Source organism: Mastigocladopsis repens PCC 10914 (genome assembly GCF_000315565.1).
GTDB classification, from domain to species: Bacteria; Cyanobacteriota; Cyanobacteriia; order Cyanobacteriales; family Nostocaceae; genus Mastigocladopsis; species Mastigocladopsis repens.
On record NZ_JH992901.1, the window covers coordinates 3,755,409 to 3,777,439 of the forward strand.

16 protein-coding genes and 1 pseudogene are annotated in these 22,031 nt (G+C 43.7%); 2 read left to right on the plus strand and 15 right to left on the minus strand.

Features of this window, described 5'->3' with window-relative positions; all coding sequences use genetic code 11:
- Positions 1–14: 14 nt before the first annotated feature.
- The 7 genes and pseudogenes from MAS10914_RS0118950 to MAS10914_RS0118980 all read right to left on the minus strand — a co-directional run bounded on the left by MAS10914_RS0118950 (position 15) and on the right by MAS10914_RS0118980 (position 9,440).
- Positions 15–500, minus strand: coding sequence for a hypothetical protein (locus MAS10914_RS0118950; RefSeq protein WP_017317527.1), 486 nt, complete (start codon positions 498–500; stop codon positions 15–17).
- A 56-nt stretch (positions 501–556) separates the two neighbouring features.
- Positions 557–655, minus strand: a pseudogene (gene rpsU, locus MAS10914_RS30510) (30S ribosomal protein S21); the annotation flags it as partial.
- Between the two features lie 133 nt (positions 656–788).
- Positions 789–1,097: an RNA recognition motif domain-containing protein gene (locus MAS10914_RS0118960; protein WP_017317529.1), complete on the minus strand. Its 309-nt coding sequence runs from the start codon at positions 1,095–1,097 to the stop codon at positions 789–791.
- A gap of 395 nt (positions 1,098–1,492) precedes the next feature.
- Entirely contained in the window at positions 1,493–2,716 is a 1,224-nt protein-coding gene (locus MAS10914_RS32970) for a J domain-containing protein (RefSeq protein ID WP_017317530.1), read from the minus strand.
- Positions 2,717–2,719: 3 nt separating this feature from the next.
- Positions 2,720–4,471 (minus strand): Hsp70 family protein, encoded by a 1,752-nt coding sequence (locus tag MAS10914_RS0118970; RefSeq protein WP_017317531.1) that lies wholly within the window; start codon positions 4,469–4,471, stop codon positions 2,720–2,722.
- A 147-nt stretch (positions 4,472–4,618) separates the two neighbouring features.
- Positions 4,619–5,314 carry a nucleotide exchange factor GrpE gene (locus tag MAS10914_RS0118975; protein WP_017317532.1) on the minus strand — a complete coding sequence of 232 codons (696 nt, stop codon included), beginning with the start codon at positions 5,312–5,314 and terminating at the stop codon, positions 4,619–4,621.
- A 214-nt stretch (positions 5,315–5,528) separates the two neighbouring features.
- Entirely contained in the window at positions 5,529–9,440 is a 3,912-nt protein-coding gene (locus tag MAS10914_RS0118980) for a hypothetical protein (RefSeq protein WP_017317533.1), read from the minus strand.
- 289 nt (positions 9,441–9,729) lie between these two features.
- On the opposite strand from MAS10914_RS0118980, the gene MAS10914_RS0118985 reads away from it, so the two are divergent.
- On the plus strand, positions 9,730–10,329 hold the full coding sequence (locus MAS10914_RS0118985) for an arsinothricin resistance N-acetyltransferase ArsN1 family B (RefSeq protein WP_017317534.1): 600 nt from the start codon (positions 9,730–9,732) through the stop codon (positions 10,327–10,329).
- A 71-nt stretch (positions 10,330–10,400) separates the two neighbouring features.
- Here the strand turns inward: MAS10914_RS0118985 and mutL are convergent, their stop codons facing one another.
- The 5 genes from mutL to MAS10914_RS0119010 all read right to left on the minus strand — a co-directional run bounded on the left by mutL (position 10,401) and on the right by MAS10914_RS0119010 (position 17,264).
- Entirely contained in the window at positions 10,401–12,149 is a 1,749-nt protein-coding gene (mutL, locus tag MAS10914_RS0118990; protein WP_026082668.1) for a DNA mismatch repair endonuclease MutL, read from the minus strand.
- A gap of 282 nt (positions 12,150–12,431) precedes the next feature.
- Positions 12,432–13,415: an RNA polymerase sigma factor, RpoD/SigA family gene (locus MAS10914_RS0118995; RefSeq protein ID WP_017317536.1), complete on the minus strand. Its 984-nt coding sequence runs from the start codon at positions 13,413–13,415 to the stop codon at positions 12,432–12,434.
- A 795-nt stretch (positions 13,416–14,210) separates the two neighbouring features.
- Entirely contained in the window at positions 14,211–14,450 is a 240-nt protein-coding gene (locus tag MAS10914_RS0119000) for a hypothetical protein (RefSeq protein ID WP_017317537.1), read from the minus strand.
- 146 nt (positions 14,451–14,596) lie between these two features.
- Positions 14,597–16,327, minus strand: a complete 1,731-nt coding sequence (locus tag MAS10914_RS0119005) for a helicase HerA domain-containing protein (protein ID WP_017317538.1) — start codon at positions 16,325–16,327, stop codon at positions 14,597–14,599.
- A 139-nt stretch (positions 16,328–16,466) separates the two neighbouring features.
- Complete coding sequence (locus tag MAS10914_RS0119010) at positions 16,467–17,264, minus strand: glutathione S-transferase family protein (protein WP_017317539.1); 798 nt, start codon at positions 17,262–17,264, stop codon at positions 16,467–16,469.
- 490 nt (positions 17,265–17,754) lie between these two features.
- Between MAS10914_RS0119010 and MAS10914_RS0119015 the strand changes: the two genes are divergently transcribed.
- On the plus strand, positions 17,755–18,597 hold the full coding sequence (locus tag MAS10914_RS0119015) for a fasciclin domain-containing protein (RefSeq protein ID WP_017317540.1): 843 nt from the start codon (positions 17,755–17,757) through the stop codon (positions 18,595–18,597).
- Positions 18,598–18,797: 200 nt separating this feature from the next.
- Here MAS10914_RS0119015 and MAS10914_RS0119020 read toward each other — a convergent pair whose 3' ends face one another.
- The 3 genes from MAS10914_RS0119020 to MAS10914_RS0119030 form a co-directional block, all read right to left on the minus strand.
- Positions 18,798–19,763, minus strand: coding sequence for a TolB family protein (locus MAS10914_RS0119020; RefSeq protein ID WP_017317541.1), 966 nt, complete (start codon positions 19,761–19,763; stop codon positions 18,798–18,800).
- 285 nt (positions 19,764–20,048) lie between these two features.
- A complete protein-coding gene (locus tag MAS10914_RS0119025) occupies positions 20,049–20,273 on the minus strand; it encodes a hypothetical protein (RefSeq protein WP_017317542.1) in 225 nt (74 codons plus the stop codon).
- Positions 20,274–20,402: 129 nt separating this feature from the next.
- Positions 20,403–21,908 (minus strand): phenylacetate--CoA ligase family protein, encoded by a 1,506-nt coding sequence (locus MAS10914_RS0119030; protein WP_017317543.1) that lies wholly within the window; start codon positions 21,906–21,908, stop codon positions 20,403–20,405.
- Positions 21,909–22,031: the final 123 nt, after the last annotated feature.

Below are 22,031 nucleotides of genomic sequence, written 5' to 3' on the forward strand. Positions count from 1 at the left end.
AGCGATGCAGTGACCTAAATGAACGTTGTTGAGTTTGCAAGGAGCCAAGCTTTCTCAGTCCATGCTTCATTAAATAACCCAACTGTTGGCACAATAAATTCAAATGGATGGGGTGGCGACTGTAGTAATGAGAGTGAACCTTTGTCATAAACCTTGACTAAGCTCACTATCCAGGGGAGAAAGTCTAAGATTTCCCCTGGCAATAAGGTTAACTCGAAGTCCCATACCCGATTAAGCCCTCGACATTCTTGCCCCTTTTTTACTATCGTGACTCTACCAGCACTCTTGTTAATAGCTAATCGCAGAATGAACGGGCGTAATGGGATAAGTTCGTCAGGTGCTGTGTAAGCGTAGACATTCACATAGTTCAGTCGTTGCCTACCATCGACCCAAAACGCGATAGGGGAATTACTACTATAGGATGCACCAGTTATGTTCACTGGGACATTCATAGTAGCGGCGAAAAGAGAGTAAAACTCACGCCTTAGTTCGTTAACCATATGTTTAGTTTCTGGGGTCACGGCTACTATACCTGTTAAGAAAACATTCGTTAAGTCTTTATATCTGGAAAAATTCCTGCCTTAGAAACTTCTCGCTTAAATCTCCGGAGGGCTGACTCAGTTTCTTCATTTTCGTTAAGAATAATTAGAGCCATCCTATCCCCTCCTAAATTGGTTGAACTAGTGGCTAGATAGTGGTAGGCAATTCAGTAAGCCGGAATACAAAAAAGAGCAGACAAGGAGTCTGCCCTTGAGATATTAAAGTTAAATTCTTTATCTCAAAGCTTATTAGTAGCGTCGAGAGTATCCTCCGCTGTTGTTACCGCCCCATCTACCACCAGATGAACCTCCGTCTGATTTAGGCTTAGCCTTATTAACCTTCAGGTTGCGGCCCATCCACTCAGCAGTATCAAGGGCTTCAATCGCCGCAGCTTCTTCTGCTTCTGTTCCCATTTCTACAAAGGCAAATCCTCGTACACGACCCGTTTCCCGGTCTATAGGCAATTGAACACTCTTAACAGTTCCATATTCTGCAAAGACTCTTCTAAGGTCATCTTGCTCGACCTGATATGATAGGTTGCCGACATAAATAGACATAAAACATCTCCAGAATCAGATGGCGTAGAGAGTTAGATTCGGAGAGAGGCTTGTAAATACATAAAACACAAACTGCACAACCGAATATAAATCCTACAGATGAGGATAGCATAAATCTACAAGTTATGTTCCTAACCTTTGAGGAAATTCTAGAAATTGTTTAAATTCATCAACAATAGACCTTTGTCACCAGAAAAACTAGGGTGGCAAAGTTGCCAGGACTAGCCCCGCTTCAAGCGCGAGCGAGTTAAGCACAACAGAGCGTCTTTATCTGTAACAATGTGCAAATGTCAACACTCCAACGTGTAAATAGGGCGATTTTTGATTCATATTATTTGCTAATAGGTTCACATTAATACTGCTAACATCCAACTACTCTTAATCGTGCGATCGCTTCAAGGGACACAAGCCACTTGCTCAATGCGATGAAACAGTTCTATATTCAGTCCATAGACAGCAGGATAATAACATTTAATTCTCTTAAGTGATGAAAAAATTGTGCAGGTGGGAGAAGCTAAAATTTCTGTAAGTATGTCATTGAGAAAACTTTTTCGCTCTTGCGGCGTATCATAAAAATCAAAATAATCAGCTAAACAGAATGCTGCTAGTCTTTGAAATCCTTGGATAATCACGTAGTCCTGACTTAGACTTTCATACTGGTCAATAGCTGCAACTATTTGCTCAACTTTTGCACAAATTTCTTTGATGCCTGAGTTATGGGGATTTATATTCTTAGCAGCTTTCAGGAATTGAAAAGCTGCTCTCCACATATCAAAATTAGCCGATTTTGCGGCAATTTTTGCAACTTCAATTCCTATATTGCCAAATCGACTAGCGGCATATTGTCGTATCTCTGTGTTTTCAGGTAGTAATGATATTATTCTCTTGGCTATAACTTCTATTTTTTGTGATTCACCACTACAAAAGTGAACACGACAGATAAAAAAAAGTGCTTCAAAGTCATTATAGTCAGCTTTACCGTCAGCACCAATAGCGCGTTCTGCCCAAGCCATTGCTTCAGAATAATTCCTCTCATCAAGATAAGTTTCCGCTATATCTAGATAAGGTGCAGAATTAAATGATTCTAGTTCAACTGCTTGCTGAAAGCATTCACGGGCATTGTCATACAGTTCAACTCTGCGAAAATTTCCATCATTCAAACACTCAGCTTGCAGTTTGTAAGCACAACCCAAGTGACTCCAATAGACTGCTACATCTGGGTTAGTTTTAGTTAATGCGATGTATATTTTTACAGCGAAATCCCAATTTTCAGTATGAATATAACAAAGACCAAGTAGATTGCGAGCTACATCAATTTTTGGTGCTAATATAAGAACTTGCTTCAGTATGGGAATAGCGCTTGACCATTCTTCTACTTGCATTTTCTTTTCAGCTTGCTCAATCAGGTCTTTAATTTGGTCGCCGTATTTCTGCATAGCGTCATAATTTTCTCGCGCTTTTAAGTCAGAAAGCGTGTTATAAGCTACCCGAATTTGCTGAAATCGTTCTGGATCTTTTTCCGGAGAAAATTTGCGAACTAACCGAAAGTAAGCTTGTTTAATTTCATCAGTAGATGCCTGGAATGGGACTTCCAGTACCTGATACAGTTCATATGCCATTTGTTAGTCTTCCATGTTGTTTTCTAAGTCAAACAAGAAGTCCACAAGGTGATCGCCTGCTTTTTGAATTTCTTCAATGCTGTCATTCATCAAACCTTTTTTAAGTTCCATAACAATATCAGACAGTGGCGACCTTTCTTGAGGTGGGATTCCAGCCATATAACGTTCTGCCTTATTAATTAGCCCTTCGTATTGCTTTGCCTTGGCATTTTGCTTCCATAATTCTTTGAGGCGAGAAGCAGCATCAGCTATGTCTTTACTACCCATGCGCTTGACTGAATAACCATAGGATAGTTCTACACTTTTGTTAATTTTAGGAATGGTTGCTTTGAGTTTAGCTATGCCATTGATATCATAAGAAAATTCCACTTCCACAGGATAAGGATTGCCATTAGAAGCCGGAGGAATATCTGTAATGTCTGCGGCTATTCCTGTGTCAAGCGCTTGATGAGGTAGCTTTGCCCTTCCTGTATTGTCTTGATATAAACGAATTTCAAGTCGCTTTTGATCTGGTCTTAAAAGGGTGTAAGTTTTCTGAGTAGAATAAGGAATTGTTGTATTAGGCTGGATCAAAGCTTCATAGGTCAGCATATACTGTCCGCCAACGTAACTAACTACTTCAATACCCAATCCAAATGGAGCAACATCGGTGAGAATCAGACCTGAAGCCTCAGGAATGAAACCTTGAGCAAGAGCAGCATGAATAGATGCGCCTACCCCCACAGCCAAGTCAGCACCAACATCGGGTGCTTTCCCTTCTTTGCCAAACATCTCTACCACTAATTGGCGAACAGCAGGAATGTAAGTCGTACCGCCTACTAGTAACACACGGTTGATAGCACTGGGGCGCAGCTTTTTAGCATTTAGTGCTTGACGGATGCAGTCCCGCGCCTTTTCCAATAGATGTGCGATCGCCTGCTCAAATTCTTGCTGCGTCACTTCCAATTCTAAGTCAAGAAATTCACCATTTCTCGCTGCAAAATACGGAATTCGTACATCATGCGATCGCTGTGTAGAAAGCACTTTTTTAGCTTTTTCTGCTGCTTCTTTGAGTGCACCATGAGCCTTTTGAGAAATTTCTGCCCCAGGATTTTCTGCCTGAAATTTCCTTTTCAGCAATGCCATCATTGCCTCATCGAAATCTTTACCTCCCAATTTAGGATTACCAAAACTACACTTGACATCAAGAACACCTGCAACCATCTCTAGCACGGTAATATCTAATGTGCCACCGCCAAAATCAAAGACAACAAGCTGTTCTTCAAGATCAATATTTTTAATGCCAAATGCTAAAGCTGCTGCTGTTGGTTCATTAATCAGGCGAACAATTTTTAATCCTGCCAATTCACCTGCATTAAGTGTTGCTTGTCGAGCAGCATCTGGAAAGTTTGCCGGCACAGAAAGGACAACTTCTCGAATCGTGATTCCTAGTGCTTCTTCAGCATTTTCCTTAAGTTTATGAAGAATTAAAGCGGAAATTTCTTCAGGTCGATACTCTTTATCTTGCAACCTTACAGTTTCTCCTGTTCCCATTTTCCGCTTGACTTCGCGAACTCCGCGCTCTGACACATCAACCCAACTCCGGGCATTTTCTCCTACTAAAAGCTCACCCTTTTTATTAATAGCAACAATTGATGGAATAATAGCTAGTTTTGTAGCTGGGTCAGGAATTGGAAATGATTCATTATTTCGGTATACACAAATTTCCGATGTGGATGTACCTAAATCAATTCCGATAGCATAGTTTTTAAGCATTCCCTTACTTAACTCCCTTACTATTTTTTTCGTTATTAGTGTGACTCCTTCCCCAGTGTAAGATGATTAATAAACATCACTATGGTGGGCAATGCCCATTATGATATCAATTCTGAGCACGGTTATACTCCTTATGAGTATCAGTTTTTACTCGTTTGCTGGTAAAGTTAAGTTTGCATCAACTTTAGTTGCCTGTGCTGGGGATTTTGCCACAACGACCTTCGCTTTCTCAAGCAGTTTGTCACCAATTCTGTAACCCCAACTAACGCATCTAACGATATTTCCTGGTATGATATCTGATTCTTCTTCATCAACTGCTTCATGAAAACTTTCATTAAGTGATTCATCTGCTTGTGGAATTATCCGCTCCATTCCTAAATCCATGACAGTGTGAGCGAATCCATCTAATATTCTATTTATTAACCGTCTATTTTCATCTGTTTCGTAATCAACTGCTCTCTCTAGTAAACGAAAAAACTCTGTTGTAGCCTGTTCCCAATGGTGAATTTTTCGTTGCAGTTCGCCATTTTTCTGCCGTTGCTCCATGAGCATTTTTTCCACAGAGTTTCTAAAATCGTCCAGTTCTCCCAACGTTTGTTCAAGTTTATCGTATAATTCTTTAATAGCACTGCTGTTGTCTAAAATGGCGTTAGTGTTTGTGTAATAGGCACGTTGTAATTTTTTTTGCTCCTCTATATATTTATTCATAGTTTCCTCAAGAGAATTTTCTATATGCTTCTTTAAGTTTTCATCTAGAAATTTATGTAAAGCCTCATTGATAGACTGACGTAAAGGTTCATCTAAATTTTGAAAATTTTTGTTGTTGTTCTTTTTTGAATTCATTTAAATTATCCAATAAAAGCTAGTATTTTTGTGTAAAATAGGCAACATAATAATGAGGTAGACATCACTGCTAATAATAGCGAATTGCTACCACTGATAACAAGGCGATGAGCGATTAGCCGATAGCCATTTGCAAACTTCCGCAATAGGGTTTATTTATATACAGCTTTGTCCTAACTTTTTCACTAGTAGCAGCCTAATTTAAATTGCATATTTACTCCCATTCCTGCAATTGCTCAGTTGTATTGCGAAGTAAGGAATTTAGCTGTTCACGACGGGTTTCAAAGTTAGCAGCAATCGATATCAATAGAATACCGACGAGCAAGCCAACAACCCATTTGAAAAATGGGTAACGCAAGCTGAAAATGACTAGCTGATAGAAACTTGTGATGAAAAAGGTGGCTGTACCAACATAGAGAAAAGCTCGCACGCGCAAAGCTAATCCTGCAAAAATAGCGACAAGACTAAAAATTCCTGGTACAAATGCTGCATCTTGATCAAAGATAATTGCCCATCCACAAATCAAACCGCAGCCTAGTATCCGCAACCAATGGCGACTTGTTTTCATTTGCGGTAGTTTTAGGCGAGGGTCGAATTGGGCAACATACAGCAGCGATAAGCCAATGGGTGTAACATACCACAAATCACCAGTCAGATGTAAGCCTGAAAACCAACTCCACAGCGCCCAATCAATCAGCGCTACACTGACATAGGTAAAACGGAATTTCTCCGAAATTTTGGCAACAAACGCATAGAAGCCAGCTGTAATCAGCAAGCCAACAGGGTAAATTTCCCCTCGACTTTCCCACAGATATATTAATGGCAAGATATATGCGGCGTTTTGCCAAGGTCTTTTAGACCAACCCCAACGCTCCCAAGGTAGGATGTAGAGAAAGTAGGCAACAACAGAGGCAATAGGCGCTCTCCAAGGAAGTAATGGTCCAGCAAACCATTGTCCCACTGCTGTATAAATCCAGTAAACTCTGAGCGCAGCTATCTCTAACAAGCCGAGGTAAACCCAGATTTCTGCCATCCTGAACTGCGGATGGTGGCGTCCTTGAAAGATGGCATAGCGAATCAAAAACACCCCTGTTCCCAAGCCCACAAGGCGGTTGATTGCAATGGGAGTGAAGGTGGCAGAAAGTAACAAGCAGCTACTCACAGCCCAGTGAACATGAGCAACGACTTTCAGTTCTTCAGTGGTTAGGCGTAAGTAGTCTATAAGCCAAGGCGAGAGAATGCGATATGCATACATAATGCCAGTGCCAAGAACAGACATGGCAATTAAGCCATCACCGAATGCTCCTCCTGAGATTTGTAAGAGCTGGTAGAGTAAAAGTTCATATGCCGAGATTGATACCCCGACGAGTCCCAAATACACCAACGGTTTTAATTCTTGGCGGCGTCGCCCGACTCCAAGAGCAATTAAAGCTACAGCAAGGGTTGATAAGCCTGTCCAATTGGCAAAGGTGTGCCCGCGCAACGCGACACCAAATACACCATACACTAGGGGCAGAATGTGCCAGCGGTTGGGAAGTTGTTCAACTCGGTGTTGTCTTTGCCACCACTCCCCTAAAAGCTGAGTTATCAAACCTAAGGCGATGTTTGCAATTGTAATTTTGATAATGGAAGCCTCGCCAAAACCCACGACTTCGGCAATTATCAATTCCAAACACCATCCGATACCATAAAAACCCCAATTGGTAGGTTGCTGCCAACTGCGATAAACAATTCCTCCTAAAATTATTGCAGAGGAAATTAAGTACAAAAATCCAGGTTGAGCAAGCCTTTGGTAAACAAGCAGCGAATGAAGACTCAGCAGCAACAACTCAACACTGCATAATGCGATCGCCCACTTATCGGTTGCTTCTGCATAAATAGCTACTAATTCGCTCTCTCTCCTCCTTAACAATTTATGAATTAACCATAAGCCAATAGTGCATACTGCTCCTACTAAAAACCAGTCATCTAAAGACAATCGCGGCAAACCAGGCACACCTTCCCATAACAAGGCAGCGATGAAACCTAGTCCAAAACCCACAGTAATTAGCGCAGATATTTTGTGTCTTATGTAGTAAGTATTGACGAACATCAAAGCGCTAGCGACAGCCAAACCGATTAATCTACCTCCAGATAGTGGTAAAGTCAGTGACTGAGAAATTCCCAAGGCGGCGACACTCAACCAACCGTTGAGAGAGGGACGTACTACCGCACGAGCTGAGTTTTTAAACCCCAGAATAGCAATCCCTGTGAGAGTAACAGGGGTAATTAGCCAAATTAGACCCCAATTCTCACTACCATTATCAAAGCCAGACCAGGCTAATTGAGCATTCATCCATAATAGAGCGTAGCTAGATGCCGCAAGTCCCAAACCCAGGTGCCAAGCACTGCGTTGCCAGACTCTGTTGCCTAAACAACTAAATAACCACTCTGCAACAGCGACTGCTAACAAAATGCTTGCCCAGACTTCTTCACCTAGATTAGGAAGTAAGCGGTCAATGATTGAGCAAAGCGTCAGCACTCCAGTAATCTGAGTCATGTACACTAGACTCATTCTCACAGGAAACCGCCGCTGGCTGACACTCCATAAAGTGATTGTGGATAAGAGTAAATTCAAGGAGCGCAAGGTGGGATTTACCAAACTCACCACAGTCAGCGAACTTGCAAACACCAGCGTTAACTTTTCCCCAAAACTAGCCAATTGTACCTTATCAGCATGGTAAAGCCTATCGCTTAACGCCACCATGAAAACGACATAGGGAAATAACGCCACACCCAATAATACCCAAGGTCTATTCTGAGAATAAGTCAGTTGAGTACCAGTGGCGATCGCCCATTGCTGTAATTGAGAAGGCAGTAATCTCCAAACCAACCAAATCGTCTCCAGTCCTATAGCGAAAATTGCCCCCACATCCATTGGTGTACCACGCAACTGCAAGCGACGGCTGAAAAACCACAAACTCAAGCCACTAACAGCTGTTGCTTGCCAAGGAGAGGGTGCGCCAACTGACACCAACCAACCAAGGAACAATAAGAGACCGCCAAGGAGTTCCCAAGGAAGAGTGTGGGGAGTGGGGGGAGTGGGGGGAGTATTTTCTCCTCCCCCAACTTCCCCAACCTCCCCAACTCCCCAACTCCCCTTTTCCCCCTGCGCCAACCAAGCCACTAGAGCCCCGCAAATGCCAATAGCTAACCCCAATTCTTGGATATCTACGCCGACAACAAAAATTGCTCGTACCAGCAGCGCCAGTAAAGCATAAATAATGACAACCGAAGGCAGACTGATACCCAATCCAGTTTGCCTCTGTTGTGCTGTGGCAACCAATTGCCTGTGCTGGTAACGAGTGTGATAAATAGTAGCGATGGTTGTTCCTACCGTTGCCAAATACACAGCAACCAAGGGAAATCCTGGTAATTGCCAACCCCAGTGTAAATACGACAGTCCTAGAATATTGACTAAAGGCAATTTCCTTGCTGGCTTATTGGTAGAAAACAGCTGATTGTTGCACAGTAAAGCAGTAATACCTGTAAGAGCAATAGAGGCGATCGCAACCACAATCCAATTCAAAGGATTTTGCCACAATTTAAAGCTATCCATTGCCCAAAAGTTGACTGGCACTAACAACAGTGTGACAATAAGTAGTGCCCGAGTTGTCAAGCTTAAATTAGACTGTCTGCCAGCCCAAAAACTTACTCCCCAGAAACTTAAGGTGTAAGCAAGCAAAACTCCATATTGTCCAGAAGGCGGGAACTTTTCCCACTGGCTGGCGGCAAGAACCCCAGAGGATACCACCACTAAGAATATGCCTAAAAACAGCAGCCAGCGGACGCTCAATTCTTCCCCCAGCGACTGCAACATCCTAGCAAGGATATTGGGTTCCTTGGGTATTGGCGTTGCATTATTTCTCTGTAGAGACGTTGCAGGCAATGTCTCTACTTGTGGTTCAGGTATCGCCTGAGGTTGTAACACTACATGACAAACCAGAAACTCTCGACATATCTGCCTAACTTGGGCATCAGATATTAAACCCAAGCGCAACCATACATCGAGTCCATGCAATAACTCAGGATGGGTAGATGGAAGCCTAAGTTCAATTTTGAGCGGAGGGTCAAAGTTCGATGACATAAGTAGCACGCACAGAGCGCGATATTTAAATCATCATTCAGATGGAGGTTAGTTTCGCATGATCTGTGTCACTTAATCGTCTGACCGTTGCTTTGTTCTAATTTAAAATGCAAAAGACAAAAATTTTTTAATTTTTAATTGAGTTGTACTTTCGAGACTATATTAAGTGTTTGCCCAATGATAGACTCGACGGCACTTGAAAGTGCCTGCGGTTTCCTCCCACGGCTAAAAGCCTGTGGACTTCCACCTTCAATTTCTGTGATCTTGCTGTCAAGGGAGTGTGCTTCCTATGTCATCCATCATCAGGCTTGCCACTGAACAGGATACCGAGCAAGTTTTGGAAATTTACGCCCCCTTCTGCGGCGATTCACCTGTGTCTTTTGAGGTTCAGCCACCAACCCTAGATGAAATGCAGCAGCGCATCGCAAAAGTTCTACAAAAGTTGCCTTGGCTGGTATGCGAGCGTTATGGTAAAGTTGTAGGATATGTTTATGCTGCGCCTCACAGAGAGCGAGCTGCCTACCAGTGGGGTGTTGATGTCTCTGTTTACATCCATGAAGCAGTGCGTTGTTCAGGCATAGGACGAGCATTATACACATCGCTGTTTGAAGTTTTAGTGCTTCAGGGTTATTACAGCGCCTACGCAGGTGTGACTCTGCCAAACCTAGGTAGTCAGAGGCTTCATGAAGTGATGGGATTTCAGCTGATTGGCATCTATCGAGATGTCGGATATAAGTGTGGTGCGTGGCATGATGTAGGGTGGTTTGAGCTATCCCTGCAACCACGAGTACTCAATCCCAAGCCTCCCATTGACATCAACGCCTTGCGCGATAGCTTGGAATTACAATACGCCTTGACAAGCGGTATACACTTCCTAAAGCTTACTTAGATCGAAACAGATGCATTTGGCAGTTTGGCGAAAGCCTGAAAAGTGGCGTTGCAACTTCGCTACTCTAACATTTAGATACCGTGACTTTTCCCAATGACCCAATGACGCTTGAAAAAACGGGCTAAAGCAGACTCTTCCAAAGATAGATAAATTGGGCGTCCGTGGGGACAGGTGCGGGGGTTGCGCGTGCGTTGCCATTGCTCTAGGAGTGTTTGCATTTCTTGCAAGCTTAAGGGTGTACCATTGCGAATGGCACTACGACAGGCAACGGCTACTTGCGCTACTTGCAAGTCTCCTCCCCAACTGAGTTCTAAAATGGCATCTGCACAGTCGTCTCGCTGTTGTAGAAGTGCGGGTACGCTGCGAACTGCCCAAAGTTGTTCGCCAAAAGGTTCTATATCCAAACCAATGTGTTGCAGTTGCGATACTTGCACTGAAGATAGTTGATACAGAATGACTGGAGGTTCGATTGGGAGAATCTTCCAATTGTCGCACAATTGCTCGTATAAAACTCGCTCATGGGCAATGTGCTGTTCCACTAGCCACAGTCCGCCTGGATGTTCTACCACAATGTAAGTGTTATTGACTTGAGCGACTGCTTTTAGTTGTAGAGATGTTGCAGACAAGGTCTCTGTATGCGTTTTCTGTTCTTCACTGGGAATGGAACGATTGACATTGTATCCGCTTTTTTCTTCTGCGGCTTTGAGTAATTTACTGACTCGTGTTGTATGGACTGAGTCTTTGATAGACGTAGAATTGATGCGGAGTGCTTGCTCAATTGCCTGGGTAATTTTTTCTTGCCAGTAACTGAGTTGGTTAAGATAAATTTCTGTTTTTGCTGGGTTGCGGTTCCAGTTTATATGCTCAGGGGAAATGAATAGATGTAGAAAACACACTGGATAGCGATCGCGCGGTAATGTCCGATGAAATGCTGACAGGATAGTTTGCTCTAATTCCGACGATTTTACCATCCGTCCGTTTACAGCAACCCGCAGCCAGTCTGGACGATGGCGATGACAACGGTCAGGTAATCCTATCACCAAATGTAGTCCTGAGTCCTGAGTTCTGAGTCCTGAGTCCTGAATTCTGAGTTCTGAGTCCTGAGTCCTGAGTCCTGAGTTCTGAGGATTAGGTATTTCTAATTTCAACTCTTGTAAGTCAGCTTCTTTGACCTGATGTAGAATCTGGGGTAGCAGTTGTCCTATGGAGGCGGCAGGACTGAGGGTAAACCATTCCCGGTCATTTTGCCAAACTTGCCAGGTAACATGGGGATGACATAACGCCGTTTTTTGAATCGTTGCTTGCACTGCTTTCATTTGCTGTGCTAATGTTGGCAACGCCTCCCGACGACCTGAACAATTTCCAAACAGATTCGAGACTGTCACCACTGTACCAGGAGCGATCGCAGCTGCTTCTACGTACGCTGCTTCCCCAGCGTAGCCATAAACAACTCGCCAACCACAATCTCCACCTCGTGGACGACTCAATATTTCTAAATCTGCTAGAGTCGTCAAACTATGCAACGCCTCTCCACGAAACCCCAAACTGGTAATTTTCCATAAATCTGCACAATGGCGAATTTTACTGGTACTGTGTGCCGTTGCTGCTTTGTGCATATCATCTTGGGTCATTCCACAGCCATTATCTGCCACGCGTACACGCCATTGTTGGGGCCATAAGGAAACGACAATCCGTGTCGCACCTGCATCTAGGGAATTTTCTACCAATTCCCGCACCACAGAGGCTAAACAGTCAATGACCTCTCCGGCTGTAATCAGATGTACGACTTCTGCTGGTAAAGCTTGAATAGTTGACATCATAAACTACAGTGTAGAGGAGAGCCACCCTCTGCGGGGGAATTCAAAATTCACGCATTATAAATTCAAAATTAAAATCCCAATCCCATAAATTGTATCAAGTCCGCCAAATTACCCATAATAAAACTTTTGTGTAGTAACGACTTCAGTCCTTGTTTTCGCCAAGAGGACTAAAGTCCTCACTACAAACTTTGCCACTCAAGAAAAAAACGCCCCTGAATTCAGGAGGCGCATCACCTGTGTGTAGAGACGCGCTATAGCGCGTCTGTTAGGTTAAGCAATAGGTTAGCTAGCAACGTACTCTTTCACGTTGGCACGACGACGACGCAGATGAGCAAGAGCCTGATGCTCTAACTGACGGACACGTTCGCGGCTCAGGTTCAAGCGTTCGCCAACTTTTGCCAAAGACATTTCGTTACCATCCATTAAACCAAAGCGTAGGGCTAAAACTTCTCTCTGTTGAGGGGTGAGTTCTGCCAACATATTGTTCAAGTCTTGGCGCAAGAATTCCTGCGTCATGTAATACTCTGGTGATGGTCCTTCATCTTCGAGCATTTCTTGCAGTTCGGTATCTTGGTTATCCCCAACTTTTACGTCCAAGGAGACTGGCTGACGAGCCATGTTCAGGTATTCGCGGATCTGTGCTGGTTCTAACTCAAGTTCTTTGGCAATTTCAGCGGGAGAGGGGGACCTTCCCAACTGTTGAGCCAGTTCACGCTGCACTTTTTTGATTTTGTTCAGCTTCTCAGTAATGTGGATAGGTAAGCGAATGGTACGACCTTGTTGAGCGATCGCCCTTGTAATTGCTTGACGAATCCACCAGTAAGCGTAGGTAGAGAACTTATAACCCCGCATAGGGTCGAATTTCTCCACACCCCGCTCTAATCCTAGAGTTCCCTCCTGAATAAGATCCAGAAACTCCATGTTTCGCTTCTGATACTTCTTGGCAATGGCGACAACCAAGCGCAAATTTGCTTCAATCATCTTCTGCTTTGCCCGTTTGCCTTGGTGTACTATCTGTTTGACCTCAGTCTCAGATTTGCGAACATGAGTAGCCCACTCTTGTAACGTTGGTTCCTGGCGCATTTTCTTCGCCAAAGCGTCCTTGGCGTCCAGGAGCGTCATCATTTGTTGTACCTGCTTCCCATAGACAATCTCTTGCTCACGGGTTAGCAGCGGTACACGACCAATCTCGCGCAGATAGGTTCGCACCATATCAGCCGTGAACTTGGCGTTAAGGTTTTCGGTTTGGGTGTTAACAGTAGCCATTGGTGCGTTTTCCTCTACTCCGTAAACAAAAATTAATACTCAATCACTAGGGCGGATTGGGAAAGTTAGTACACGTAATACGCAAAGGGGAAGTTTCACAGAAAATCAATTTCTACAGAGGCTGTCAAGACTGTCACTCCCTTCGATAGGTTCCCCGACTTTCCCTAAATTTTGAAATCGTTTATAACCATGCTGGCTTGTTTTCCAGAATTCTTTTAATTCTTTCGTCGCTAGCGGCGACAGTCATAATACGAAGTCGATATGAGTTCTACTTATCCTAATAGTACGACAAATTCTGCCGCGAGTAAAGTAGTTTAGTTAAATCTTTTTATTATAATGCAAATCTATCTTTTTGCACAACAAACCTGATATCTTTTTTCAGAAACTACTATATCTATAGTGACGCCATAATCCCGTAATCAGTCCTCCGCCTATAGCGGGATAACCGAACTGAAATGGTTATCATCATGGAGGGATGTCACGAAATCTAGAAATCGGGAATGGGCAATTGGGAATTGGTAGTTTATATGTTTTCTCCGTTAACCTGGGTTCACAGCCATAAAGTCCACCAAAGACTCAATAGCCAAATATGTCACTCTGGACTTGAGAGCTATCTCAAAAGCCATGTAAGTATCTAGGTGATGACTTTGGAACCAGTGCCAACTTTACCTTTGAACCTAAATACCACTTTTGGCACAAGGCAAAGTAAACTTCAAGTACGGTAAACAACAGCCAGACGCGACGGTAATCAGCCTCAATGTCTCCTGTGGAGATGCGCTTTAAAGTCTTACATGACTAACTGCGCCTCAATTGAATTTCCGCTAGCGATAGCGTCGCAGGATCACTGGCAAACAGATCGCCTACTTGCTTGAGTAGCCTCTGTCTAAAACCTTCCCACTCTCCCAACACTATGCCCCTTTGGATGTACAGGAAGGAACTATTTATCATAATAACATCTTTCTCGTTATAGATGAAAATATCCAGGTAGCTATCTTTAGGAAAGCGCATATCGAAACTGCGTTGGGGAGCCAGCACGCAAAAGACGGGTTTCCCCCGTGGAAAAAACCTCGTCCTAAACGCGCAACCCGATTACGATTACCCGTTCTGTGCTCCACGGATACTCGTGGAGTACCCCAAATCAAGCAGTTTATTCAGAAAAATTCCTAATTATCTCGAAATCCCTAAAAGCCCAGATCCGCTTTGGCGAGTTCAGCAGCAGCGAATAGTTCTTCATCTGGCTTTTCGTCCCAAGCAGTTTCACCAATTTCTGTATAAAATGTCGTGTCATAAGGACGGGTACGCACGACTACTGGCATAGGGACGGCGTGACCTAAAATCAAGGCTTGTTGCTTAGAGTCCAACTTTGCCAACACAGACCGCAAGGCACCTCCACCAGACACCCCAGTAAAAATCGCTTCAATGTCTTTTTCATCGTTGAGCAAGGCGGTGATGCGGGTGCCAATCTGGGACATTACTTCATTATCTATGCCTGATGGACGTTGATCAACCACCAAGAGCGTTACAAAATATTTCCGCATCTCGCGGGCGATAGTACCAAAGATTGTACTTTGTACCGTCGCTGGGTCGAGGAAACGGTGCGCCTCCTCAATCGTAATCATCAGTTGCGTTGGTTTATCGTTGGGATTTTTTGTTTGTAAAAACTTTTCCGATTTGCTGACATAATGTTGGTGAATCCGCCGGGTAATCATATTAGTCACCAACATATAAGAGAGCATATTGGACTGAGAGCCAAACTCCACTACAATATTCTTTCCGGCTTCTAAGGAACGCAACATTTGATTGACGTAATTTTGGGGACAAGCCGCACGCATATACTTTAAATTTTCCAATCGCAGAAGTTTGCGCTGCAAGGCGGTAATCGAACCTTGGTGTCCTCTTTTCTCCTCACAAAAGAGCTTGATTTCCTCGTTGGTCATATTTATCAATTGGAGAATCCAAGACTTGCCAAACTCAGCGTACAAAATGTTGGCGTTATCTAAACTCGCTTCTGAAAGTCCTAAATCTCGACTACATAATTTAATATCTTCTACTTCAATTTGGTCGTAACTTAAGTAGAGTTCTTGGGCATGAGGAACGCCTCGACGCTTTGTTGATTCTGGGTCAAGAGTGTAAACTTCAACAAGACTAGGAAATAGCTGCTTTAAACCTTTAACAGTGCTAAATTGTTTGCCTTCGGAGACGGCTTCCCAGCCATACTCTGAGTGCATATCAAAAATCAAATTCACCGCAGCATTTTTGCGGATTGTTCCAGCTAAAAGTAACCGCGTCAAAAAGGATTTGCCAGTCCCTGATTTCCCAAAAACGCCGTTGCTTCTTTCTACAAAGCGATTTAAATCGAGGCAAACTGGTACCTCCATATCCAGTGGTTTTCCAATGGAAAAATTTTTCCTTTGAGGATCGTCTTCCCAACCGAATACCCGACGAAAATCTTCTTCTGAAGCTTCATAAACTTGGCTAAAGTGGCTGGGAATCGTTTTCACTGGTAGCAGTTCCATTGTCGTGCTCGTTTGCGGCTGAAATGATGCCAAACCTGTCGCCGATGGAACAAAGGGATTTGCAGATTTGCCGTTTGTTGGAGAAAAAGATTCGTGAGATTCGGGGGTAAACATCAACATGGGCGCGAGGTTGATGGTACCATACGTCCCTCCTCCCGCTAAAACTTCTCGCAAAAAAGTGTCTTCCCAACTCGGAGGATTAGCAATTATTCTTTGGTTGGCAATTCCCAATGCTACGTCTGTTAGCATACAGAAAAAACGCGATCGCACCCCTTGCACAACTAAAAACTTCCCCACCCGCATATCTTCTACCGAAACATCGGGGTGCAATCTGACTTCTAATCCCCCTGTGAGAGAGCCTTGTATAACCGAACCTAATGGCTGTCCCAAATTCATTTCATTAATGACAAAGTGATGTGCCTTCTCTTATGTTGCATTGTAATTGTAGAAGACAAAGTTTGCGATGTAATTTTTGTCATTTGTCATTTGTCATTTGTCATTTCTTAAGAAGCAATAACCAATCACTAATGACTCATTACTCAATTTGAATTGAAGTCGGCGCACTTGGACTTCCTGTCGTGGTAGAACTTATAAGTGGTCTGCGAAATTGAGCATAGAGGCGATCGCGCCATGCAAAGAAGGGTGCGTAAACTGGATTATCTGCTAATCCGGGTACTCCTTTGCCTCTGATAGTTTGTGGTAAATCTAAATAAGCACCATCAGGAAACTTCAACAATATCGATAAACCCGCCACAGCAAAGTCAGCTAAGGTAGGTTCATCTCCTACTAAATAAGGACTCTCTGCCAACAACAATGTCAGCGCTTCTAAGTCTTGCTTTAAGTCGGCGATCGCATTGCGTATCGTATCTGGATTGTAACCTACCCCAAGACCTAGAACTTTTAGGACATCATTGGGGACTCCTTCGACCAAAGTTTTGAGTACATCTGGTGTACTGGTTGGGAGTAAGGACTTGCGAAAAAATTGGTCTTGACTAATGGCAGAAAATAGTGCTTTACGACCTTTGATGCCAATCGACTCATCCGCCCATTCTTCCATCATTAAACACAAACCTCGTTGCTTTGGATCGGTTGGTATTAATGGGCGGTCTGGATAGTTTAAGTCTAAATACTTAGCTATCTCGGTTGAATCCACTATATATCTATTACCGTCCTTCAACACCGGTACTTGCCGCTGACCTGTCAACCGGAATAGTTCTACCTGTCCAATTCCTGGTGTTACCTCAATTTTGCGGTATTCTAGCCCCTTATAATCGAGGATAAGACGCACTTTTTCTGAGTATTGAGAGAGTTCAAACTGGTATAATTCTAGCATTCTTCAGTTCCTGTACGTGGTTACCTTATAAATTTTACAATTTCGTGTAAGTAAAATAATTTAGATTCAAAATCTACAGAATTTATTTATTGCCTACTAAATGAATACCGATACTAAATTTGGTGAAATCACCTCTTTTTTTTGCAAAAAGTCTAGTGAAGGACACAAAGATGCCTCCTAACTGAAATCTCCCTAAAAATGTTGTATGTTTTTTGGCATTATCTTAGCTGGAATAACAGAATAATTAATAATTTTTCATTTTTAGGGAACATAATAGGTAATTCAGTCGTCAGGATATGTTTTGTTGAATGAAACTATCTTGATGCTGAGGGTAAATTATACTCATACATCCGCAAAAAAATCAAATTTTCTCTACTGAGAGATGACTTATTTGTGATAAAGAATCTTACTTCTTTAGTTAGATTTTCTGTGTAGCAAGATGATATAAATCTGTATGGTAATGTGTGGAAATTAAAGCCAAACAAAATTTATGAAGGTTGAATACAGCAATTTGCTGACCAAGTTGGCTAGCATTCTAGGAGTAACGGGCATCAGTCTCTTTATTGGTCTACCTACTCGAGCAAACGAGGTATTAAATCCTAACCCTGGAATTTTCAAGGAAGCACCTTATAGCGTTAGTCAACGCATTTTAGTAAGCACTCAGTACAAGCCTGGTGAATCTGCGCCAAAATCCACAAAAACTCCAACTAAAAGCACAACAGTGGCACAAGGACGGGGAGGAGTAAACCCCAACCCCAGCATTTTGCAGGAGTGTCCCTATAACCGCGCTGCTTGTCCTGGAGGTGGCACTTCTACACCCCCCACATCAGCCCCTGAAAGCACACCTACCCCTCCTGGAACAGAAGTACCCACCACACCTCCTGCACCGGGAGCAGATCCAGCAGCAGGCACAGGCAGCAAGAACGTGGTAGCAGTTGCAGAGTCCAACGGCTCCTTTACGTTTCTCACCAAGGCTTTGAAAGCAGCGGGACTTGTAGAAACTTTGCAAGGTAAAGGTCCTTTCACCGTCTTCGCACCCACTGATGCAGCATTTGCTAAACTGCCACAAGACGCTGTACAAGATTTGTTGAAGCCAGAAAATAAAGAAGTCCTGGTGAAGATTTTGCAATATCATGTGGTGCCAGGTTCGGTAACATCCAGCGACTTGAAATCTGGAGAAGTCAAAAGCGTTGAAGGTGGTTCAATTAACGTTAAGGTTGATCCGAGCGCTGGTGTGACAGTGAATGATGCTAAAGTTGTTCAGCCTGATATCAAAGCCAGCAACGGCGTTATCCATGTGATTGATAATGTGATTTTGCCTCCTGACTTGTAATTTGTTGGCAGTACGGTGTGGGAAGGCGGAGGAGTGGAGGAGTGGAGGAGTGGAGGAGGCAACTCTTGAGTTACTCTTGTCACCATCTCCCTATCCCCCCATCTTCCCCTCTCCCCCTCTCCCCCTCTCCCCCTCTTCCCCCTCTCACCTAACGCTCGGATTTTGGCATTACTGAATCAAGAAAGGGCTGGTCATAGACACTATTTTTTTTTGCCCCTGCCATTGGTTGGAGTTGGAGTTGGCGTTGACGTGCCGCTTGGAAGCGGTTGCCAGTTTGGTGCGACTTCGGTAGTTGTAACCGAATTTCTAATCTCCTGTTGATCGCTCCCGTCGGAATTCATCGTCCAGAGTTGCTGATTGCGCGAGAACACAATCTTGCTGCCATCCGGCGAGAAGTCAGGTTCTGCAGCTGAGTCTGCTAGTTGTTTGAGTCCAGTACCATCAGAGTTGATCACTTGGACTTCGTTTGAATTGTTTGCCTCAAAAACAATCTTTGTGCTGTCAGGCGACCACCGAGGAGAACTATCTTTTCGGTTCCCGCTGATGAGTTGCCGTTTTCCCGATCCATTGACATTCATCACCCAGAGATTTGTGTAAGAGGTCACCTCATCACCGCTGCTTATTGTAAACGCAATTTTAGTACCGTCAGGTGACCAGACAGCTTCTTGCGCGTTATCAAGTTGGGTAATACGGGTTTCTCCTGTGCCATCTGGATTGACAGTAAAGTATTGAATGATAACGCTCTCATAGCCGCCATAGCGCATGAACAATATCTTGCCATCTGATGTCCACGAGAGCCTCATGTCGTACTGCACGACATCCGGGTTGGTGATCTGGCGCTGTCCGCTGCCATCGGCATTCATCACCCAGACTCGGCTTCCGCTAGTAAAGGCGATCATTTTACCGTCGGGCGACCAAGCAGGGTAAGACTTCCCGCCTCCTGTAGTGAGTGGGGTCTCACCCGTGCCGTCAGGGTTCATGGTGTAAATCTCACCAGTCTGATTGTTTGTTAGATTGCTAAGAAACACAAGCTTGCCATTCTGTCCTGGAAAAGCTGCTTGTACAAGCTTGTGCGTATACATCGCAGTTAAGCCAGTAGTCAGGAACAAGCCCAATAATATGCTGCTTGTCAATCGAGGAAGGCGTTTGGTCAATTTCATTTGCATAGTTCTATTGAAGGTGTTGATGAAGTAACTCGCAGTTGGGCGAACTCAGCTACGACAGTAAACGCACTTACTACTTACTATGGCAATGCTAAATTCAGTTATGAAAATGATGTGGGATAGCCGTTTCGCTTGTTCGTGGTCAGGTAAGATGCCTAATCTACAAGAATTTTAGTCTGCCTAGGATAATATCCACCCAGGCTGTACAGGTTTTATTTTTGTCCTTCTTCTCTGCAAGGATAGCCTGCTGATAGTGACAAATTCGTGACAAATAGGACTAAGGAGTAGTCACTTCCACCGCGTCATCACCCCAAAGGTGATGACAGCCAAAACTAGCATGAATCCTCCAGCCAACCCATAGACACTACCCAAGCCAACCCACTGACTTAAGGGTTGAGTGATCATTGGTGAAGCAAACTGACCGAGGAAAAAACAGGTTGTCAATCCTCCCAACACCCGACCCCGCGAGACAGCAGGAATGACGGAGGTTAAACAAACATTCAGGTTTGGCATCAACAGTCCAAGTCCGAAACCACCAACTGCTAACCCAAGAAGAACGACTCCGTATGTTGGGGCAAAACTCTGGAAACGTCAAAACCAATCTCACATAGCCTAATATTGCAAACTTGCTGCAATTCCCCACTACTTACGCGTGTAGCGATGCTTCACCCCAGCAGGGAAATATTCTGCATCACCTGTTGGCGCTAATGCAACTTGTGGTATTTGGTATTCTGAGGGAACGTAGTTAGCAAATTCGCTGTTGAGGCGCTTGAGTTGGGTGAGAATTGAGGATGTTATGGCTTGTTTTTTGTCTTCACTTTCCTCAACTCCTGGTGCTAACTCCACAACCACAGATAAAAATCGATTCTTGTCTGCATCTTCCTGCACCTGCAACACAAACTTACCTGTCACCCATTCTCTAATAACTGGTTGCTCTAATCCCACCGTCACGTTTTCTGGGTAAATATTTGCCCCAAAGTAGGAAACTGTAAAGTTAGAACGTCCAAAGATATACACAAACGGTAGCCCACGAATGCCTCTTCCACCCATTTCCTGTAGTTCCGCCACAGGATTGAAGCTCCATTTTGCTAAAAACTGGAGCATGGCATCGTAACTAATGATCCCCCCAGTATCTAAGATGTTATATCGTACCAAGGGGATGCCGTTGTCTCCAGAAAATAACAATGTGCCATCTATAACTTCAAAAAAGCGGCTTACAGGGTCATACTGTACCAGTGAGGGTAAACGAGATTCCCCAAACAAGGCACGCGCTGCCTGTGGATTTTCTGATAAGAAACGGCGAATGCAGATACTCAAAGGTGTTTCATTGCCCAATACACCTGAATCTGCGGTGCCGTAGAGTGATACTGAGTCGTAGCAGGGATTTTGGGAACCAACCCTTTCACCAACCAAACTACGCCATTCTTCGCTGAAGACCTCTCCCGCCATGACCAACTTTATCTGATATCGCTGCCATTCAATCCCACGGGCAATTCCAGTGTCAATAATATCTTTGAGGAATGGTGGATATCCTAATAGCACAACCTGTTCAAAAGCGGAACCGAGTTCTTGGACAACTCGAAAGATTTCTTCTTTATTGTTACCAGGAGTCACCACGGTGATAGGATAACCTTTGCTGGCAAGATAACGACAGCAATTGGTTGTGTACATTCCCCCTACCCAGGTTCCCAAAGTGAAACAAATCACAGCTAGGGTACGTCTAGTATCTGCATAAAAACTGTCATGAAAGACCTGCTCAAAACGGCTGGCAATTTGCATTTCATCTGCAAAGAAACGGGGCCAAAATGTGGGTTTTCCCGTGGAACCTGAGGAAACAGCTATCATGTCGCACGTTTGTAACTGTCCGTGACGACACAAATCAGCTAATGGATAACGTAACAGATAATTTTCTTTTGTAAGTTGCGGTAGTCTTTGAAAATCCTCAAGGTTTTGATATTCATGGGGATTTACCCCTTGATGTGCCAAGAAATCTTTGTAAGCAGGTACAGTAGCAGCCATATCGTGAAATAGCGCCACTGCTGCCGAATTATCAGTGTTTAGATGCTCTTGGAGTAGCGTTTCTAGAGGAGTGTGTAAAAAATTTGAGAATGCTGTAATTGCCCGCTGCCTTTGTTCTTCTGAGTTCATGACGTTTGTTGCTATAAATTTGTTGCTATAAAAATTTTTATGACTAACTTCTGAAGTGGAACCCAGACCACCGTTACTTGTTGTCAGTATTTTAACCTTTGTTGTATCTTTCTCACGCTCGTA

Coding starts and splice junctions, on each gene's coding strand:
- MAS10914_RS0118950 (WP_017317527.1), bottom strand. CDS start 500: ATGGTTAACGAACTAAGGCGTGAGTTTTACTCTCTTTTCGCCGCTACT.
- MAS10914_RS0118960 (WP_017317529.1), bottom strand. CDS start 1,097: ATGTCTATTTATGTCGGCAACCTATCATATCAGGTCGAGCAAGATGAC.
- MAS10914_RS32970 (WP_017317530.1), bottom strand. CDS start 2,716: ATGGCATATGAACTGTATCAGGTACTGGAAGTCCCATTCCAGGCATCT.
- MAS10914_RS0118970 (WP_017317531.1), bottom strand. CDS start 4,471: ATGCTTAAAAACTATGCTATCGGAATTGATTTAGGTACATCCACATCG.
- MAS10914_RS0118975 (WP_017317532.1), bottom strand. CDS start 5,314: ATGAATTCAAAAAAGAACAACAACAAAAATTTTCAAAATTTAGATGAA.
- MAS10914_RS0118980 (WP_017317533.1), bottom strand. CDS start 9,440: ATGTCATCGAACTTTGACCCTCCGCTCAAAATTGAACTTAGGCTTCCA.
- MAS10914_RS0118985 (WP_017317534.1), top strand. CDS start 9,730: ATGTCATCCATCATCAGGCTTGCCACTGAACAGGATACCGAGCAAGTT.
- mutL (WP_026082668.1), bottom strand. CDS start 12,149: ATGATGTCAACTATTCAAGCTTTACCAGCAGAAGTCGTACATCTGATT.
- MAS10914_RS0118995 (WP_017317536.1), bottom strand. CDS start 13,415: ATGGCTACTGTTAACACCCAAACCGAAAACCTTAACGCCAAGTTCACG.
- MAS10914_RS0119005 (WP_017317538.1), bottom strand. CDS start 16,327: ATGAATTTGGGACAGCCATTAGGTTCGGTTATACAAGGCTCTCTCACA.
- MAS10914_RS0119010 (WP_017317539.1), bottom strand. CDS start 17,264: ATGCTAGAATTATACCAGTTTGAACTCTCTCAATACTCAGAAAAAGTG.
- MAS10914_RS0119015 (WP_017317540.1), top strand. CDS start 17,755: ATGAAGGTTGAATACAGCAATTTGCTGACCAAGTTGGCTAGCATTCTA.
- MAS10914_RS0119020 (WP_017317541.1), bottom strand. CDS start 19,763: ATGCAAATGAAATTGACCAAACGCCTTCCTCGATTGACAAGCAGCATA.
- MAS10914_RS0119025 (WP_017317542.1), bottom strand. CDS start 20,273: ATGCCAAACCTGAATGTTTGTTTAACCTCCGTCATTCCTGCTGTCTCG.
- MAS10914_RS0119030 (WP_017317543.1), bottom strand. CDS start 21,908: ATGAACTCAGAAGAACAAAGGCAGCGGGCAATTACAGCATTCTCAAAT.